Annotated in this window: 18 protein-coding genes and 1 pseudogene; 9 read left to right on the top strand and 10 right to left on the bottom strand. The window is 64.5% G+C overall.

Features of this window, described 5'->3' with window-relative positions; genetic code table 11:
* The 3 genes from ACEQXV_RS06640 to ACEQXV_RS06630 form a co-directional block, all read right to left on the bottom strand.
* Window positions 1-1567: acyl-CoA dehydrogenase (locus ACEQXV_RS06640; RefSeq protein WP_370268411.1), on the bottom strand; the 1567-nt coding region annotated here is incomplete at its 3' end.
* A gap of 42 nt (window positions 1568-1609) precedes the next feature.
* The gene (locus ACEQXV_RS06635; protein WP_370253728.1) at window positions 1610-2008 is read right to left on the bottom strand and encodes a MerR family DNA-binding transcriptional regulator; all 399 of its coding nucleotides are present in this window, start codon (window positions 2006-2008) and stop codon (window positions 1610-1612) included.
* Window positions 2009-2190: 182 nt separating this feature from the next.
* Window positions 2191-2562 carry a MerR family DNA-binding transcriptional regulator gene (locus ACEQXV_RS06630; RefSeq protein WP_370253720.1) on the bottom strand — a complete coding sequence of 124 codons (372 nt, stop codon included), beginning with the start codon at window positions 2560-2562 and terminating at the stop codon, window positions 2191-2193.
* A gap of 129 nt (window positions 2563-2691) precedes the next feature.
* On the opposite strand from ACEQXV_RS06630, the gene ACEQXV_RS06625 reads away from it, so the two are divergent.
* The 3 genes from ACEQXV_RS06625 to ACEQXV_RS06615 are packed head-to-tail and all read left to right on the top strand — an operon-like array spanning window position 2692 to window position 4974.
* The gene (locus ACEQXV_RS06625; RefSeq protein ID WP_370253722.1) at window positions 2692-3138 is read left to right on the top strand and encodes a PaaI family thioesterase; all 447 of its coding nucleotides are present in this window, start codon (window positions 2692-2694) and stop codon (window positions 3136-3138) included.
* The gene (locus ACEQXV_RS06620) at window positions 3135-3656 is read left to right on the top strand and encodes a PaaI family thioesterase (RefSeq protein ID WP_370268408.1); all 522 of its coding nucleotides are present in this window, start codon (window positions 3135-3137) and stop codon (window positions 3654-3656) included. Before ACEQXV_RS06625 ends, ACEQXV_RS06620 begins: the two co-directional genes overlap by 4 nt.
* On the top strand, window positions 3649-4974 hold the full coding sequence (locus tag ACEQXV_RS06615) for an MATE family efflux transporter (RefSeq protein ID WP_370253724.1): 1326 nt from the start codon (window positions 3649-3651) through the stop codon (window positions 4972-4974). The genes ACEQXV_RS06620 and ACEQXV_RS06615 overlap by 8 nt, the downstream gene beginning before the upstream one ends.
* A 76-nt stretch (window positions 4975-5050) precedes the next feature.
* On the opposite strand, the gene ACEQXV_RS06610 is transcribed toward ACEQXV_RS06615, so the two are convergent.
* The 3 genes and pseudogenes from ACEQXV_RS06610 to ACEQXV_RS06600 form a co-directional block, all read right to left on the bottom strand.
* On the bottom strand, window positions 5051-6109 hold the full coding sequence (locus ACEQXV_RS06610; protein WP_370268407.1) for a quinone-dependent dihydroorotate dehydrogenase: 1059 nt from the start codon (window positions 6107-6109) through the stop codon (window positions 5051-5053).
* A complete protein-coding gene (locus ACEQXV_RS06605; RefSeq protein WP_370253729.1) occupies window positions 6106-6537 on the bottom strand; it encodes a DUF1330 domain-containing protein in 432 nt (143 codons plus the stop codon). The genes ACEQXV_RS06610 and ACEQXV_RS06605 overlap by 4 nt, the downstream gene beginning before the upstream one ends.
* Window positions 6535-6867, bottom strand: a pseudogene (locus ACEQXV_RS06600) (DUF952 domain-containing protein); the annotation flags it as partial. The pseudogene ACEQXV_RS06600 and the gene ACEQXV_RS06605, both read right to left, overlap by 3 nt.
* A 124-nt stretch (window positions 6868-6991) precedes the next feature.
* Between ACEQXV_RS06600 and ACEQXV_RS06595 the strand changes: the two are divergent.
* The 5 genes from ACEQXV_RS06595 (at window position 6992) to ACEQXV_RS06575 (ending at window position 11359) form a co-directional block, all read left to right on the top strand.
* The gene (locus tag ACEQXV_RS06595) at window positions 6992-8596 is read left to right on the top strand and encodes a bifunctional UDP-sugar hydrolase/5'-nucleotidase (protein ID WP_370268406.1); all 1605 of its coding nucleotides are present in this window, start codon (window positions 6992-6994) and stop codon (window positions 8594-8596) included.
* Window positions 8597-8761: 165 nt separating this feature from the next.
* Window positions 8762-8926, top strand: a complete 165-nt coding sequence (locus ACEQXV_RS06590; RefSeq protein WP_370255112.1) for a hypothetical protein — start codon at window positions 8762-8764, stop codon at window positions 8924-8926.
* A gap of 107 nt (window positions 8927-9033) precedes the next feature.
* Window positions 9034-9693 (top strand): SOS response-associated peptidase, encoded by a 660-nt coding sequence (locus ACEQXV_RS06585; RefSeq protein WP_370268412.1) that lies wholly within the window; start codon window positions 9034-9036, stop codon window positions 9691-9693.
* Window positions 9694-9757: 64 nt separating this feature from the next.
* Window positions 9758-10639, top strand: coding sequence for a DMT family transporter (locus ACEQXV_RS06580; protein ID WP_370268404.1), 882 nt, complete (start codon window positions 9758-9760; stop codon window positions 10637-10639).
* A 234-nt stretch (window positions 10640-10873) separates the two neighbouring features.
* Window positions 10874-11359 (top strand): MarR family winged helix-turn-helix transcriptional regulator, encoded by a 486-nt coding sequence (locus ACEQXV_RS06575; protein WP_370268402.1) that lies wholly within the window; start codon window positions 10874-10876, stop codon window positions 11357-11359.
* On the opposite strand, the gene ACEQXV_RS06570 is transcribed toward ACEQXV_RS06575, so the two are convergent.
* From ACEQXV_RS06570 to ACEQXV_RS06560, 3 genes are all read right to left on the bottom strand, one after another.
* Window positions 11356-12246 (bottom strand): NAD-dependent epimerase/dehydratase family protein, encoded by an 891-nt coding sequence (locus ACEQXV_RS06570; protein ID WP_370255108.1) that lies wholly within the window; start codon window positions 12244-12246, stop codon window positions 11356-11358. The two genes, ACEQXV_RS06575 and ACEQXV_RS06570, sit on opposite strands and share 4 nt — an antisense overlap.
* Window positions 12247-12334: 88 nt before the next feature.
* Complete coding sequence (locus ACEQXV_RS06565; RefSeq protein WP_370268401.1) at window positions 12335-14182, bottom strand: phosphatidylserine/phosphatidylglycerophosphate/cardiolipin synthase family protein; 1848 nt, start codon at window positions 14180-14182, stop codon at window positions 12335-12337.
* Between the two features lie 121 nt (window positions 14183-14303).
* Entirely contained in the window at window positions 14304-15248 is a 945-nt protein-coding gene (locus ACEQXV_RS06560) for a PleD family two-component system response regulator (protein WP_372525374.1), read from the bottom strand.
* Window positions 15249-15424: 176 nt separating this feature from the next.
* On the opposite strand from ACEQXV_RS06560, the gene ACEQXV_RS06555 reads away from it, so the two are divergent.
* Window positions 15425-15799, top strand: a complete 375-nt coding sequence (locus tag ACEQXV_RS06555; RefSeq protein WP_370255103.1) for a hypothetical protein — start codon at window positions 15425-15427, stop codon at window positions 15797-15799.
* A gap of 183 nt (window positions 15800-15982) precedes the next feature.
* Here the strand turns inward: ACEQXV_RS06555 and ACEQXV_RS06550 are convergent, their stop codons facing one another.
* Window positions 15983-17392, bottom strand: a complete 1410-nt coding sequence (locus ACEQXV_RS06550) for a sensor histidine kinase (RefSeq protein WP_370268397.1) — start codon at window positions 17390-17392, stop codon at window positions 15983-15985.
* Between the last annotated feature and the right edge of the window lie 48 nt (window positions 17393-17440).

Raw genomic sequence — 17440 nt, 5'->3', positions numbered from 1 at the left:
CATGGCCCATCATGTGCATGAAGTCGGTCGAGCCGGCGAGCGCGGCGTTGGGGTTCTTCATGCCGTTCTGCATGAAGAACATGCCTGCGGCCTGAAGGTCCTTCGACGCCTGCTTGAGCGGGCCGACATAGGGTTCCATCGCCTCGTCGGCATTGTCCTTGCAGAAGGCTTTGACCATTTCGAAGAAGGCCATCACGTGCTTGCCGCCATCGGCTGCCAGCTTGCGGCCCACGAGGTCGAGCGCCTGCACGCCATTGGCGCCTTCGTAGATCATCGCGATGCGGGCGTCGCGGGTGAACTGCGACATGCCCCATTCCTCGATATAGCCGTGGCCGCCATAGACTTGTTGGGCCTGCACGGTCATGTCGTAGCCCTTGTCGGTCAGGAAGCCCTTGAGCACCGGGGTCATCAGCGAGATCAGCCCGTCGGCATCGGCGTCACTGTTGCGATGCGCCTGGTCGATCAGGGTTGCACCCCAAAGGATGAAGGCGCGGGCGCCCTCGGTGAAGCTTTTCTGATCCATCAGGTTGCGGCGGATATCGGGATGCACGATCAGCGGATCGGCGGGCCCGTCGGGGTTTTCCACGCCGGTCACGGCACGGCCCTGAAGCCGGTCCTTGGCATAGGCCAGCGCATTCTGATAGGCCACGTCGGCCTGCGCCAGACCTTGCATGCCCACGCCGAGCCGCGCCTCGTTCATCATGGTGAACATGGCGCGCATGCCCTTGTGCAGATCGCCCAGGAGCCAGCCCTTCGCGCCGTCATAATTCATGACGCAGGTGGAATTGCCGTGGATGCCCATCTTCTCTTCGATCTTGCCGCAGGCCACGCCGTTGCGCGCGCCAAGGCTGCCATCCTCGTTGACAAGGAACTTGGGCACGATGAAGAGCGAGACGCCCTTGATGCCTTCGGGGCCGCCGGGGATCTTGGCCAGGACGAGGTGGATGATGTTCTCGGCCATGTCATGTTCGCCCGCCGAGATGAAGATCTTCTGCCCGGTGATGGCGTAGCTGCCATCCTCTTGCGGTTCGGCCTTGGTGCGCATCAGCCCAAGGTCCGTGCCGCAATGGGGCTCGGTCAGGTTCATGGTGCCGGTCCAGTCGCAATTGACCATCTTGGGCAGGTAGGTGGCTTTCTGGTCTTCCGTGCCATGGGCCAGGATCGCAGAGGCCGCGCCGTGGGTCAGGCCCTGGTACATGGCGAAGGCCTGGTTGGAGGCTGCGAACATCTCCAGCGTCGCGGTGGCGATCACGTAGGGCATGTTCTGGCCGCCGAATTCCTCGGGCATGTCGAGCCCGGTCCAGCCGCCTTCGCGAACCTGGTCGAAGGCTTCCTTGAAGCCCGTCGGCGTGCGCACAACGCCGTTTTCCAGCACGCAGCCTTCGGTGTCGCCCACGACGTTGAGCGGCGCCAGCACTTCGGAATTCAGCTTGCCGCATTCTTCGAGGATCGCGGCGGTGAAGTCGCGCTCCAGCTCGTCATAGCCAGGGATGGCCTGGTCGGTCACCTTCAGCACGTCGTGAAGGATGTATTGCATGTCCTTTGTGGGGGCGGTGTAGCTCGGCATCTGGGTCTCCCGGAATACAGGCAGGCGATCGTGAATGGGCCTTCAGGTCTTTTTGGATTCGCCGGAGAGCTCGTCCAGCATGCCCTGCACCATGCCCATCTGCGATCTCATCTCGTCGATGGCATCGTCCAGTTCGGCACGGCGGCGTTCCAGGTCATCCAGCCGCTCGCTCGCCACTTCCAGCGTGCGGGTCAGCTGCGTTTCCTGCTGGTCTCCGACATAGTAGAGTTCCAGGAGCTGCCGGATTTCCTCGAGACTGAAGCCGAAGCGCTTGCCGCGCAGGATCAGCTTGAGCCGCGCCCGGTCGCGCCGGGTAAAGAGCCGTTTCTGGCCTTCGCGGATGGGAAAGAGCAGTTCCTTGGATTCGTAGAACCGCAGGGTGCGAGGGGTAACGTCGAACGCGTCACACATCTCGCGGATGGTCATGGTTTCAGGATCCATGAGGTCACCTATCGTCATCATGTTCATCGAGAGCGATCCCCGGAAATGCGATTCTGGGACTCACTCTACCGTCTAGGTTTACGTTAACGTAAATGAAACGTCGCGTCACCTTTGAAAGTGACCGAACGTCAGGCGACCCCGCCCTTTCGACGTAACGTCATTTCGTTCGAGGGGAGGCTAGATCAGTCCTGGGACGCGTCCCAGACATCGCGCAGACGCTCCAGCTCGACGATGATTTCGTCGAGCTCCTCGCGGCGGGAGCGCAACTCGTCGAGTTGCTTGTCCGCCATTTCCATCCAGACCTTGCGCTGAAGGCGCTGCTCTGGATCGGCATCGTAGAGTTCGAGCCACTGGCGCAGCTCCTCCAGCTTGAAGCCGAAGCGGCGGCCGCGCAGGATAAGCGTCATGCGCGCGATCTCGCGCGGGCCATAGAAGCGCTGACGCCCTTCACGCTCGGGGAAGAGCAGTTCGATATACTCGTAATGGCGCAGCGTGCGCGGGGTCACGTCGAACCGTGCGCACATGTCCTTGAACGACAGCCTTTCTTCGCTCATCTCGTGTCCGTCTTCATCTTGTCCCGAATGCCGTAACGGGATTTTGCATCAGGCTTGCGGGGAATGCAAAACCATGTTCCCACTTGGGGCGAAAGCGAAGGACATCGCAGTATCGGAGGTGCGGGGCACATGACGCTGAAGCCCGGGGAAAAGGCCCGGATTGCCAAGCAATTCATAGAAGCCATTCCCTTTTCCAAGGCGCTGGGGATGAACCTCGATGATATCGGTGACGGGTTTGCCGTGATCTCGATGCCCTGGGCCGAGGAGCTGGTGGGCGATCCGCGCACCGGCGTCATTCATGGCGGGGCAGTGTCTGCGCTGATGGATACCTGTGGCGGCGCGGCCGTCATGAGCCACCCGGAGGCCCCCGCGGGCACCGCCACCATCGACCTGCGGATCGACTACATGCGGCCCGCGACGCCGGGCCAGCGCATCGTTGCCCGGGCCGAGTGCTATAACGTGACCCGCTCGGTGGGGTTCGTGCGTGCCTCGGCCTATGACGAGGATGAAAGCCGCCCCGTGGCCACGGCGGCCGGTGCCTTCACCGTGGAACGCCCGAAGGAGGCCAAGTCATGAGCCGCGCGCGTCCTGAACCGGTGCAGGTGGTCAAGGAACGCCGCGACCGGGCGCTGAGGCTGCTGGTCGAGGGCGTGCCCTATACCCGCTTCATCGGGGTGGCGTTCGATCGCCGTGGCGACGAGCTGACAGCGGTCATGAATTTCGACGAGAAGCTGATCGGCAATCCCTTCCTGCCCGCGCTGCACGGGGGCGCCATCGCGTCTTTCCTGGAGGTCACGGCCATCGTCGGGCTGAGCTGGCAGAGCCTGTGGGACGAGATCGAGTCGGGCCGGATCACGGTGGAAGAGCTGACGCCCGAGACCATGCCGCGCCTGCCCAAGACGATCGACTTTACCGTCGACTACCTTCGGTCGGGCCTGCCGCGCGATGCCTATGCGCGGGCGCGGGTGAACCGCTCGGGCCGGCGCTATGCCAGCGTGCATGTGGAAGCCTGGCAGGACAATCGCGACAAGCTCTTCGCGCAGGCCACCGGGCATTTCCTGATGCCCACCCGCAACGGGGTGAGCAGTGGCTGAGACGGCGGGTGCCCCCGCGACCATTTCCCATGCCCGGGTTCTGAAGATCGCGCTGCCGATCATGCTGTCGAACGTGACCGTGCCCCTTCTGGGGCTGGTCGATACCGGCGTGGTGGGCCAGCTTGGCGAGGCCGCCCCGATTGGCGCTGTGGGGGTGGGGGCGGTCATCCTCTCGGCCGTTTACTGGATCTTCGGCTTCCTGCGCATGGGCACCACGGGGCTGGCCGCGCAGGCGCTGGGCGCGGGCGACCGGGGCGAGGTGGCGGCGTTGCTCACGCGCGTATTGATGATCGGGCTGGTGGCGGGGGCGGCCCTGATCGCCCTGCAGGGGGCGATCTTCCGGGCCGCGTTCCTGATCTCTCCGGCCTCGGAGGAGGTGGAGGGGCTGGCGCGCGGCTACATGGCGACCCGCATCTGGTCGGCCCCTGCCGCGATCGCGGTGTTCGGGATCACCGGCTGGCTCATCGCCAGCGAGCGCACCGCCGCCGTGATGGTGTTGCAGATCTGGATGAACGGCCTGAACATCCTGCTCGACCTCGTGTTCGTCATGGGGCTGGGCTGGGGCGTGAATGGCGTGGCTTTCGCAACATTCCTTGCGGAATGGTCGGGGCTGGCTCTGGGACTGTGGCTGTGCCGGGGGGCGTTCCTTGTGCCTGACTGGCGCGACTGGGGGCGGGTTTTCGACCGGGCGCGGCTGGTGCACATGGCGCTGGTCAATTCCGACATCATGCTGCGCTCCGTGCTGTTGACCGCCAGTTTCACCGCCTTCCTGCTGATGGGCGCGCGCTTTGGCGACGTGACCCTGGCAGCAAACCAGATCCTGCTGCAATTCCTGTCGCTCATGGCATATGGGCTGGACGGTTTCGCGCTGGCCGCCGAGACGCTGGTGGGCCAGGCCATGGGCGCGCGGTCCGCAAGCCGGCTGAGGCGCGGGGCGACGGTGGCGAGCCTCTGGGCCATCGGCCTGTCGGGGCTGGCGGCGCTTGGCTTTGCGCTGGCGGGCGGCTGGATCGTGGACATCATGACCACGGCTGAGCCGGTGCGCGCCGAGGCGCGGGTTTACCTGCCCTGGGTCATGATCTCGCCCGTGCTGGCGGCGCCTTCCTTCATGCTGGACGGCATCTTCATCGGGGCGACCCGGACGCGGGACATGCGCAACATGATGATCCTGTCGGCGGGGGGCTTCGCCCTCGCGGCCTGGTTGCTGCCGCCGGTCTGGGGCAACCACGGGCTCTGGGCCGCGATGATGCTGTTTTACGTGTTGAGGTCGGTGACACTGGGCGCACGCTACCCGGCGCTGGAACGCGCGGCGGGCTAGGCGGGGGGAAGGATTTTGGAAAATCCTTGCAAAAATCTGCGAAGATTTTTGTCCCCGCCCGGTCGCGATGCTGTGACTACAGCCAGTCGTCGCGCCCGGTTCCCACGGCCTCGGCGACGGTGCTGAACCCGTCGCGCGCCAGGAGCTCATCAAGCCCCCGCGCGATCTGTGCCGCCAGCGACAGTCCGCCATAGACCAGCGCCGTGTAGAGCTGCACCGCAGAGGCGCCCGCGCGGATCTTGGCATAGGCCTGTTCCGCCGATCCGACCCCGCCCACGCCGATCAGCGGCAGCTTGCCGTCGGTCAGGCGAGAAAGCTGCGCCAGCACCCGCGTGCTCATCTCGAATAGCGGCGCGCCGGAGAGCCCGCCCATCTCGTCCCTGTGCGCGCTTTGCAGCCCTGCGCGCGATTTCGTGGTGTTGGTGGCGATGATCCCCGAGATCCCCGACGACAGCGCCACCTCGGCGATATCCTCGATCTCGGAAGGCTCCAGGTCGGGCGCGATCTTCAGGAACACGGGGATCGCGACGCGCAGCGTCGCCCTAGCCTCCATGACACCGCGCAACAGCGCCTCGAGCGCGGCCTTGCCTTGCAGATCGCGCAGGTTTTCCGTGTTGGGAGAGGAGACATTGACCGTGGCGAAATCCACATGCGGGCCGCAGCAGGCCAGCACGGTCGCGAAATCGGCAGAGCGGTCGGCGCTGTCCTTGTTGGCCCCGAGATTCAGCCCCACGACGGCGCCCTTGGGGCGGGCAGCCAGCCGGGAAGCGATGGCCTCCATCCCGTCATTGTTGAAGCCGAAGCGGTTGATCGCGGCGCGATCCTCGGCCAGCCGGAAGAGGCGCGGTTTGGGATTGCCGGGCTGCGGGCGCGGGGTCGCGGCCCCCACCTCGATGAAGCCGAAGCCGGCGCGCGCCAGCGGTGCCAGCGCCGTTGCGTTCTTGTCGAACCCCGCCGCCAGTCCGACCGGGTTGGGCAGCTCAAGCCCGGCCAGCACCGTGCGCAGCCGGTCCGAGCTTACCGGCCCGGGCAGGGGCGCGAGCCCCATCCCGAGCGCCTTCAGCGCCAGGCCGTGGGCGGCTTCGGGGTCCATCCGGCGCATCAGCGCCATACCGAGGGATTCAATCATGCTCATCCGAAGCTTGTGCCTCCGACTGCGGGTGCGGTGCGGATCAGGCGCGACGTGCGCACTGCCGCCTGGCGGTGCACCACCGCGACGCGGTAATCCGGGTCCGTGACCATTTCCAGAAAAGCGTGGGCCGAGGGGTAGCGGGCCACGAAGCAATGATCCCAATGCTCGCCCGCCGGGCCGATCAGCATCGACTGGAAGGCCCCGCGCCAGACGATGGCGCCGCCAAGCCGCGCCAGGATCGGTGCCGTGTCACGGCCGTAACTGGCATAGGCCTCGGCCCCGCTCAGCCCCTTTCCCGCCAGCGCGTGGCCTTCGGGATAGGCGGCGGTCTCGCGCAGTCGCACGAGGTTCAGCATCTCGATCGGGTGGTCACGGTCGAGCGCCTTGAAGGCGTCGAACTGCACCCGCGTCGGATCGACATGGCCCAGCACCTCTTCGGGGAACTGGTGCACGCCGTCCAGAAGGGGCAGGGGCCGGGTCCACAGCACGTCGGTCAGCCGCAGGGGGGCAAATAGATGGGGGAAGAGCGCGCCGCCGCGCGACACCTCCCATTTCAGGGCCGGGCCAAGCGCCTCGGCCTCCAGCGCCAGCAACACCAGCCCGTCTTCGCCTGCGAAGTGCCGGGCCGCCGTTTCCACCGCCTGGTCAGCGGTCGAGAAATGCACAAACCCGTCGGCCAGGTCGACAGGCGCCCCTGCCGTCTGCCCGTTTTCGCGCAGCTTTGCCCATTCCCCGGGCCGGAATATCTTGAAAATCAGCATGGCCGTGGAGTGACCCGAAGGCGACCCGGCGTCAAGTGTCACGTCACGGTCATCGACCCCCTTTACTTGAATCGGGCACCCCGCCAAGCTGAGCGGATAACAAACCGACAGGGAGTACTTTCCGATGTTTGCTCGAATCCTGTGTTCGACGGCAATGCTGGCGGCCCTTGGCACCGCTGCATCTGCCGATGTGACTCTTCATATTCTTCATATCAACGACCTTCACAGCCGGATCCAGCCGATCAACCGCTTTGACAGCACCTGTTCGGCCGAAGACGACGCCGCGGGCGAATGCTTTGGCGGCGTGGCGCGGGTGGCGACCGCGATCAACGGTCTGCGTGACGAACTGACCGCCGCAGGCGAGAACGTGATCGTCATGGACGCGGGCGACCAGTTCCAGGGCTCGCTCATGTACACGACCTTCAAGGGTGACGTGGAAGCCGAGATGATGGAAGCGATCGGCTTCGACGTCATGGCCGTGGGCAACCACGAATTCGACGACGGTCCCGGCAACTTCCGCCGCTTCCTCGAAACCGTCAGCTTCCCGGTGATCTCGGGCAACCTCGACCTGAGCAGGTCCGAGGAGCTGAACGGCGAGGTCGACAGCTACGTAGTGCTCGACGTGAACGGCCACCAGGTGGGGATCGTTTCGGCGCTGGCGACCGATACGGCCGAAACCTCCAGCCCCGGCCCCAACGTGATCTTCCAGGACGAGATCGACGCGATCCAGTCCGACGTGGATGAGCTGACCGAGATGGGCGTCGGCATGATCATCGCGCTGACCCATGTGGGCCTGGCCCAGGACATGCGCATCGCCGAGGCCGTGACCGGGCTCGACCTGATCGTGGGCGGCCATTCGCATACCTACCTGTCGGCCGATGACCCGCGCCGTCATGGCCCCTATCCGACCTGGGTCGACGGCCCCGGCGGCTCGATGGTGCCGATCGTGCAGGCCTATGCCTATTCCAAGTACCTGGGCCACCTGGAGGTGACCTTCGACGATGACGGCAACCTGATCTTCGCCGACGGCAACACCATGCTGCTGGATGCCTCGGTCGAGCCCGACGCCGCCATTGCGGCGCGCGTGGCCGAACTGGCGGCCCCGATCGAGGAAGCCATGGCCGAAGTTGTGGCCGAGGCTGCCGACGTGATCGACGGTTCTCGCGACAACTGCCGCGCCCGCGAATGCGCCATGGGCGTGCTGGTGGCGACCGCCATGCTGGAGCGCACCCGTGACCAGGGTATCGACGTTGCGATCCAGAACGGGGGCGGTCTGCGGGCCTCGATCGACGGTGGTCCGATCACCATGGGCGAGGTCTTCACCGTGCTGCCGTTCCAGAACACGCTGGCCACGTTCCAGCTGACCGGGGCGGGGATCATCGCGGCCCTCGAAAACGGCGTGAGCCAGGTCGAAGACGGAGCCGGGCGCTTCCCGCAGGTCGCGGGCATGCGCTACACGTGGAACCCGGCGGGCGAGCCCGGTAGCCGCATCGTGTCGGTCGAGATCGAAACCGCCGATGGCTTCGTGGCGATCGACCCCGAGGCGACCTATGGCGTGGTGTCGAACAACTACATGCGCGCAGGCGGGGATGGCTATCGCGTGTTCTCCTCCGAGGGTATGAACGCCTATGATTACGGCCCGGGCCTGGAGCAGGTGGTCGCTGACTACCTGGCCGAGAACAGCCCCTACACGCCGGCCCTCGAAGGCCGCATCACCGAGGCCGAATAAACCATCCGCCTGGTGCGGACCAAGGGGGCCGGGCAGGGAACTGCCCGGCCCTTTTTTAATGCCATGCAAATCCTGCATTCCGGCTTTCGGGTCTTGGCAGTTGTCGTTTATGTTGGCGCTAACATATTGGGATCATCGAAACCTGAGACCTGAAGGGAAACACCGATGTCCTTCTCCCATGCCAAGCTGGCCCAAGACGTCCGCAAATATGCCGCCTACCGCCGCACCCTGCGCGAGTTGAACGCGCTGCCGCTGGAAACCCGGCTGGACCTCGACATCTACTCGGGCGACATCCGCAAGATCGCCCGTACCGCCGTTTACGGCTACTGATCGCCCGGGCGTCGCGCGAGCTGACCGCCTTGTGGGCCGGGCCGATGCCCGGCCTTTTGCATTTCGGCCCGCTTGCAGGGGCCGCGCAGCGGTTCTACCCTCCGCCCATGTGCGGACGCATGACCATCACTCACAAGGTCGACGCGATGGCGCGGTTCGCAGGGGCCGCGCCCGCAAATGATCTGCCCGACGGCCCCCGCTTCAACGTCTGCCCGACGCAGGCGGTTGGGGTTGTGACCTCGATGGAAGGATCCCGGCTCTACCGTCCGATGCGGTGGGGCTTCCTGCCGCGCTGGTACAAGTCGCCCACCGACGGGCCATTGCTGATCAACGCGCGCGCAGAAACCATCGCCGAGAAACCCGCCTTCCGAGAGGCCTGCCGCCAGCGCCGCTGCCTGGTGATGGCCACGGGGTTCTACGAATGGACAAAGGACGCCGAGGGCAAGCGCCTGCCCTGGTATATCCGCCCCGCCAATGGCGACCCGCTGGTCCTGGCGGGGATCTGGCAGGACTGGGCCGCAGGCGAGGACAGCCACACCACCTTTGCCGTTGTCACCTGCCCGGCGGGCGAGGGGCTGAGCCACATCCACCATCGTGAACCGGTGAGCCTTGCACCCGAGCAGTTCGCCATGTGGCTGGGCGAGGAAGGCAAGGGCGCGGCCCGCCTGATGACGGCAGCCCCTGCCGGGCGGTTCGAGAGCTTCCGGGTGGACCCCAAGGTCAATTCCAACCGCGCCGAGGGCCCCGAACTGATCGAGCCGATCTGAGCGCGCTTGCCCGGGCGGTGGCGGCTTGCTAGGGCAAATCGGACCGCGCGAAAGGACCCGCTTGATGACCCGCACCACCGCCACTGGGATCGGCTTCGTTGCCGTGCTGCTCTGGGCGCTTCTGGCCTATTTCACCGCCGCCAGCGGTGAGGTGCCGCCGTTTCAGCTGACCGCGATGAGTTTCGGCATCGGCGGGCTGGCCGGGGTGGCGACGTGGCTGCTGCGCCCGCAGGGCATCAAAGCGCTGCGCCAGCCCTGGCGGGTCTGGGCGCTTGGGGTTGGAGGGCTCTTTGGCTACCACTTCCTCTATTTCACCGCGCTTCGGAACGCGCCCACGGTGGATGCAAGCCTGATCGCCTATCTCTGGCCGCTGCTGATCGTGGTGCTGTCGGCGCTGGCGCCGGGCGAGAAACTGCGGGCGCATCACGTCACCGGGGCACTGATGGGCTTTGCCGGGGCGGCGCTGATCGTGACGCGCGGCCAGTCGCTGAGCCTCAACCCCGATTACGCCTTCGGTTATGCCATCGCCTTCCTCGCGGCCTTCGTCTGGTCCGGCTACTCGGTCCTGTCGCGCCGCTTCGCCGAGGTGCCCACCGACGTGGTGACCGGGTTCTGCCTGGTCACGGCGGTGCTGGCCACGGGCGCACACCTGGCGCTGGAAGACACGGTCTGGCCCTCGGGCATGGGCCAATGGCTCGCCGTGCTGGGGCTTGGGCTCGGTCCCGTGGGGCTGGCCTTCTTCGTCTGGGATATCGGCGTGAAGCGCGGCGACATCCAGGTGCTCGGGGCCGCGAGCTACTCGGCGCCGCTTCTGTCGACCCTGCTGCTGATTGCCCTGGGGGCCAGCCCCTTCACATGGGTCGTCGGCACAGCGTGCCTGTTGATCACCCTGGGGGCCGTCGTGGCCGCCAAGGAGATGATCCTGCGCCGGGGCAGGGCGGGGTAAGAAAAAGGCCACCTACGAAGAGGTGGCCCATTAGCCAGTCCAGGGAGGAATTTTTTGTGACGGTCTGCTCGTTCATTGATTCTTTTCCGTCAGGTAAACAATAACCAAAGATAATGGCGATAATGGGGCGATTGTTTCTGTAGGGTGAACAGCCCCACGATCGCTATACGTTTCGGGGGCGTGACGGGCCGCAGGCACTCGGGTAGCGTGGCCCGGGCAAGGCAAGAGGGCGGAATGGCGAAACAGGCAGACATCTACCGCATGCCGGGGCACCTGATCCGGCGTCTGAACCAGATTTCCACGGCCGTGTTCCAGGAGCGCATGAAGGACCGCGGCCTGACCCTGACCTCGGTCCAGTTTGCGGCCATGACCGCGCTGCACGCCCATCCGGGGATCGACCAGGCCAGCCTTGCGGGCCTCATCGCCTATGACCGCGCCACGATCGGCGGGGTGGTTGACCGGCTGGAAACCCGCGGGCTGGTGTCGCGCAAGGTCAGCGCAACCGACCGGCGCGGGCGCGAGGTGCGGCTGACACCACAAGGCGAGGCTCTGCTGGCGGAGCTGACCCCGGTTGTCCAGGCGCTTCAGGACGATATCCTGCCCGGCCTGACGCCCAAGGAGCGCGCCCAGTTCATCGCTCTTGCGGCGAAGGCGGCGAAGGCCGGCAATTCGCTGAGCCGCGCGCCGCTGAGCGCTTTGCCCGCCGCAGACGGTGACTAGCCCTTGATCTCGCGCCGCCAGTCATGGCGCGGGGCAAAGCCCAGCATCCTCTTGGCCTTGGCATTGGAATAAAAGGTTTCGTCTTCGGCCATGTCCCGGTGCAGGGGCACGCCCGCGTAATAGCGTTGCAGCATCTCCGAGGTGCCGAGCGCCACCGAGTGATTGTCATTGGCGACGTTGAACACCTGGTAGCCCAACCCATCGACCGCCAGGCACCGATCGACCATGTGGCCCAGGTCGCGCGCGTCGATATAGGCGAAGATGTTGCGCCGCCGGAGGTCGGGTTGCTCGATGTAGGCGGGGAAGTTCTGCGCGTATTCATGCGGCTCGATCACGTTGTTGATCCGCAGCCCGTAGATATCGGCCCCGGAGCGGCGCTGGAAACTTCGCGCGGTGGCTTCGTTCACCACCTTCGACATCGCGTAGCTGTCCTCGGGGATCGTGGGATGCTCCTCGTCGATCGGCAGGTAGTCGGGCTTGCGTTCGCCATCGGCGAAACAGACGCCATAGGTGGTTTCGGAGGAGGCGAAGATCACCTTGCGGATGCCGAATTTCAGCGCCGCGTCGATGATGTTATAGGTGCCGAGCGTGTTCACGCGGAAGCACTCGTTATCGGGACGCAGCAGGATGCGGGGCACGGCGGCGAAATGCACCACGGCGTCGAAACGGGGCACGCCGGTGCCCGGCTCCAGCTCGTCGAAGCCCGCGTAGCTGCACATCACGTCATAGACCTGCCCGGCATCTGTCATGTCCGCGATCCGGTTGTCGACTCCGGGCAGATCGAGCGGGGTGAGGTCGAGATTCAGGACGCGGTGCCCCTGCTCCAACAGGTAGGCGATGGCGTGCCGCCCCGCCTTGCCGCTGCCGCCCGTGAACAAGATGCGCATGACTCTGCCCCTCTTTCATGAATGCCTTGCCTCGACAGAGTGCACCGCGCGCGCGACCGGGCGCAAGGCGCGGATCCGGCTGCCCGGATCAGAAGACCGAGCGCAACCAGGCCCAGTTGAACAGCACCTCGCTGAGCGGGTGCAGCGGTTCATCCGCCGTCAGGCGGCGCGACGTCTGGCGGTAGTCCTCGACCAGGTCCAGCAGCATCCCGACCTGCGGGGTGTCGAGGAAGATCAGCCCGTTCTCGGTATCGTGCCAGAAGGCGCGGTGGTCGAGATTGGTGCTGGTGGCCACGGCAAGGCGCCGGTCGATCACCATCAGCTTGGTGTGCATCATCCGGGGCCTCGGGAAATATTCCTCGATCTCGAAAAGCCCGGCGTAATGCGCCGCGTAGCGGCGGTTGAGCGCGGTGATGACAAAGCCTGCGGGATCGGTCGATTCCAGCCGGACGACCATGCGCACCGTCACGCCACGGGCCTGGGCGCGGACCAGGGCCGCCTGGATTTCCGGCGGCGGGTTCAGGTAGGGCGTGACGATCAGCACCTCCTCGGACGCCGCGTCGATGGCATCCGCGAACCAGCGGATCTGGTCGCGCCCGTCAGCCCAGGGCAACGACAGGTAATGCCTCATGCCGCTGAGCCTGTCGGTGGTGCCGGTTTGCAGGGGGCCTGCGCGGTGGGTCTCGAAATCGCGGTTCCACAGCGCCAGGTGATGAGCCGCGATATTGCGCACGGCCCGGTCATCGCTGAGGCCCAGTTCCACATCCTCGTAGACCGAGTAGAATCCCAGATCCTGAAATGCGCCTTCGTCATAGGTGTGCAGGAAGGGCCAGTCCTGAAGGTCGAACGGTTCCGAGAAAAAGAAGCCGTCATGCAGGTTGCGCCCGCCGAAGATGTAGCGCGACCGGCCCGGATCGCGCGACAGTGCCAGGAAGGCACGGGTGTGCTGCACGCGGTGCAACTGGTTGACCACGTCATCGGGGCGGCCGATGCCGGGATAGTCCCATTGGTAATACTGGATCTGGATATTGGGATAGCGGGCCGCGAGCGAGTCGTAGAAGATACGATCTTCTTCCAGCATCAACAGGCTGGTCGCCAGGATGCGCACCTGTGTTCCCCGTATCGCGTGATGGGCCAGCATCCGTGCGGTCAGGTAACCCACGAAATCGGACCGGATATGCAGGTAGGACAGCTGGATCAGCTCGAGCCTCGGTGCGTTCGAGAAATCAAGCGGCATATCCGGGTCGCCAGCGGTCAGCTGATCGCGCGACACGCGGCGCCCCGTCAGGGCCTCTATCCGGGCATTCAGCGCCTCCAGCGGATCGCTCAGCACCTCGACCGGGCCGGGCGTCACCGGGCAGGTCTGAAGCATCGGGCCCTCGTCGAGGAACATGCGTTGCAGCGGGTCGAGACCTTCGGTCGAGCGCGTGCGGCACGCCAGCGATGCGTCGAGCGACAGCTCGGCCAGCCAGGGCGCGGCCTCGCTTTCTGGGCGCAGGGTGACGGTGTGGTCATCGCCCCATGACAGCCGGCAGGTCGCGCTGTCTGGCTGCCAGACGAAGGACGCAGCCCCCTGGCCCCGGTTAGGCAGGGTCAGATCTACCGACCGCCCCTGGCTGAACCGCCGGGCGGTTCCGTCGGCGGTCTGGATGCGGAACGGGCCTTCGCAGGCCAGGGTCGCGGCAATGGAGCGGCGCGACACGGCTTCCAGCCGGATGGTGCTGCGCGTGGCGTGCAGATCGGGGATCAGGAATTCAGCGCCATCCTGTTCGGGCCCGGTTTCGGCGATGAAGAGCGTGGCTTCGCTGACCCGCCAGGGTTCGGGTGCCTGTTCCGGGCTTGTGCCCTCGACAATGCCGAAGCCTTCACGCGGGGCGCAGCCCGCCAAGAGCAGGGTGGCAAGCGCGAGGGCAATGGAGAATAGGGCCCGGGGCATGCGGGGGTCCTGCTCGAAAGTTGGCAACACCCTTTCGTAATGTGCTTGATGCCCAAGGTCCATCACCTGCGACAAAGGGTTTGGCGCGGGCGCGATGGATCATCTGGTCTTTCAAAAACCGTCAGGTGCCGGTTTCGTAGAGCGGCTGGACATTGTCCGAGGACAAGCCCGGCTGGATGCCGCGCGGCATTTCCCTGAAACCGAATGCGTTGCTCTGCTCCAGCTTCACCGGGATCCTGTTGCCATCCGAAAAGCGGAGGTCGAGTTGCCAGATCTGGCGCTCGATCTCTTCCCCGAGATCGGCCTTTTCCTGCGCCCCGCCCGAGCGGGGATCGAACACGAGGAAGACGCCGTTGCCGAGGTAAGAGAAGATATATCCCCGCGTGGCCACGACATCCGACACCGCGTCGGACACATCGCAGATGAAGTTGAAATAGGCAGTCGATCCGCACCGGCAGTAGATCGAGTGAATGTCGGCGATCTGGAAGGCGGTGAATTCCGCGCCCTGTGCGCCGCTTTCCCCGAAGCTTTTCACCAGGTCCTTGAACGTGTCGTAGTTCAGGTAGCCGGGCACGTCGTCGATATCGAACGTGTCGCCGATATCGACCATGGTCGTGTGCATAAGGTCATCGGCCAGCGCGTGCACGCGCTCGGACAGGGCGGTGCCCTCGCGGGCCTTCTCGCAGACCAGCGCCGCCGCGTTCAGGCGCGCCTTGAGATCCATGATGTCGAAAGGCTTGGTGACGTAGTCGGTCGCGCCGGCAGCGAGCGCCCGGTCGATATACTTGCGATCGGACATGGCGGTAAGCATGATGATCGGCGCCGCCCGGTATTCCGGCATGGAGCGGATGGCGGCACACAGCTCGAACCCGTCGACATAGGGCATCTGGATATCGACCAGGAAGCATTCGAAGGGCGTGGACGCAGACTGAACCTGGTCGAGCGCGTCCTGACCGTCGCACGCGGTGGCCACGGATTCGAAACCAAGGACCTCAAGCGAAATGCTTGCAAGTTCCCGGATGCCTCTGTCATCATCCACGACGAGAATGCGCATGTTGTTCAGCACTACTCGACTCCCCTCATTCTGAGGTTTTACTTATTATAAATCTTTGTGACTAAAATTTGTCGGGACTTGTGGAAAATCGTGCAGTTTGAACAGGGTATAAATAACTCTTCAATTCGCCCAATTGGAGCCAGATTCCGCCGGTCATATGGGGGCAGAGTTTTGCAGAAGGACACATCATGACTTTCTTCCAGCGTTTCGAAATCATCGCAGAGGTCGCCCATGTGCTGCACCGTCAAACGCCCGAGGAAGTGGTCTATATTGATGTCTGCACCGACCCGGTGCCATCCGAGACCGCCAATGTGTTGAAATATCCCACGCGGACAACGCTGACCGTCACCGATCCCGACATCATCAAGACCATCCCCGAAGATCTGGGGCCGGGGTCCGTCGTGCGCGGCATGGGCAGCTTCACGCAAGGCAGCTACGTGCCCTACAAGACCACGTGTATTGACACCACCTTCGAGCTGACCGAGCTTGAGGTGCTTTGTCCGCCCATGTCCCGCCCCACGAAGCCCGACGAGGCGCGCGGTCGTATCGGCGGTTTTCACTAAGACCGGATTGGGACGCGCAAATCGTCCCATATCGCGCGTCTGCCTCCTGAAGCGCTCTGGCTAGTCTCAGGTGCACCGATGCCCCCCTTCTTTCCATCAACGAAACGCCAGCCTGCCTGTTGATCGGGCGGTTTCACGCCCTTCCGGCAGGGGCCATCCGGGGCGGAACCCGCCCCGGATGTCTCAATCTCTTGCGGGGAAGGAGATGGTGAAGGTCGTGCCTTCACCTTCGACGCTGGTATAGGACACGGTGCCTTCATGCGCCTCGACGATCTGGCGCACGATGCTGAGCCCCAGCCCGGTGCCTTCGTGCTTGCGGTGGTCCGAACTGTCCACCTGGCCGAACTTGCCGAACACGACGGATTCGGAGCCTTCGGGAATGCCGATGCCCCTGTCCTGGATCGAGGCGTGAACGGTCTTGCCGTCCTGCCAGGTTTTCAGCGTCACCGTGTTAGGCCCGTTCGAGAACTTGATCGCATTGGACAGCAGATTGGCAAAGACCTGCATCAGGCGGGCACGGTCAGCCTCCAGGATCAGGGGCTCTTCTGCCAGGTCGAGCGCCAGCTTCACGTCGGACTTGTCGGCGATGACGGCAACGGACTGCACCGCCTCGGAGGCAATATCGCTGAGGTTTTCGGTCCCCGTCTTGTAGGACACGGTGCCAGATTCCAGCTTTTGCAGGTCAAGCAGGTCATTGATCAGTGCCTTGAGCCGCTTGCTGTTCTGCCAGGCGATATCCACCACGCGCCCGGCCTGTTCGCTGGAAGCCTCCAGAAGCCCGCTGCGCAACAGGTCGAGCGAGCCGCTGATCGAGGTCAGCGGGGTGCGCAATTCGTGGCTGACCACGGAAACGAACTGCGATTTCACCTCGTAGGCCGCGCGCGCCCGGTCGCGTTCGTCACGCAGCGCCTCCATCTGATCGAGCCCGCGCTGGTAAAGCTGCAGGAAGATCTGGGCGCATTCGATCACGAAGTAGAGCACGAACAGAACCGTCGCCATCTGCAACCACAGCGGTGAATCGAGCGGCGGGCGGATCATGACCAGGTCGTAGATCGGGATGAACAGGAACGCCGCCCCGTAGATCACGAGCCGCACATAGAGGATCTGCGGCACCTGGTGGTTGTTCACGGCGGCAAAAAGCCCCGCTGCGAAAAGGATGAAGAGTGGCAGCTGGTGCGGCACCGGGCCTTCGAGAAGGGCAAAGCCGATACAGAAAGCCGACACAGCACAGGCATTCAGGGTCGAGGCCAGCAACAGCATGCGCTGATAGCGGACCGCCTCGTCCTGCGTGCCGTCGCGCCAGGATGTCACCTGCTTGGAAACCTTGTAATCGAACAACTCGCTAACCTCGCAGAAAATCATACAGACGATTGCCAGCATGTCGCTGACATAAAGCGCGCAAAGAAGCGCGGCCACGGCATACATGCTCTGCCGTTTCCAAAGCAGGCAAAGCCCGCCTTCCGCGAAATCCTTCAGGCGTTTCTCAAGGCGTGGATTGACGGCAGAGGAATGAAGCCGAGTGTCCAGATCATTCTCCGATCCGCGACCGGAAAGGCCGATGCTTTGCCCTAGGGAAATGCTCTGCGCCTGCATGTTCGTGCTTTCTTTTCGAAGCTCAAGCCAAAAAATCGGCAATGCATT

It is taken from the genome of Nioella sp., from assembly GCF_964229645.1.
Lineage (GTDB): Bacteria > Pseudomonadota > Alphaproteobacteria > Rhodobacterales > Rhodobacteraceae > Nioella.
This window is presented reverse-complemented; position numbering and strand designations above follow the sequence as displayed.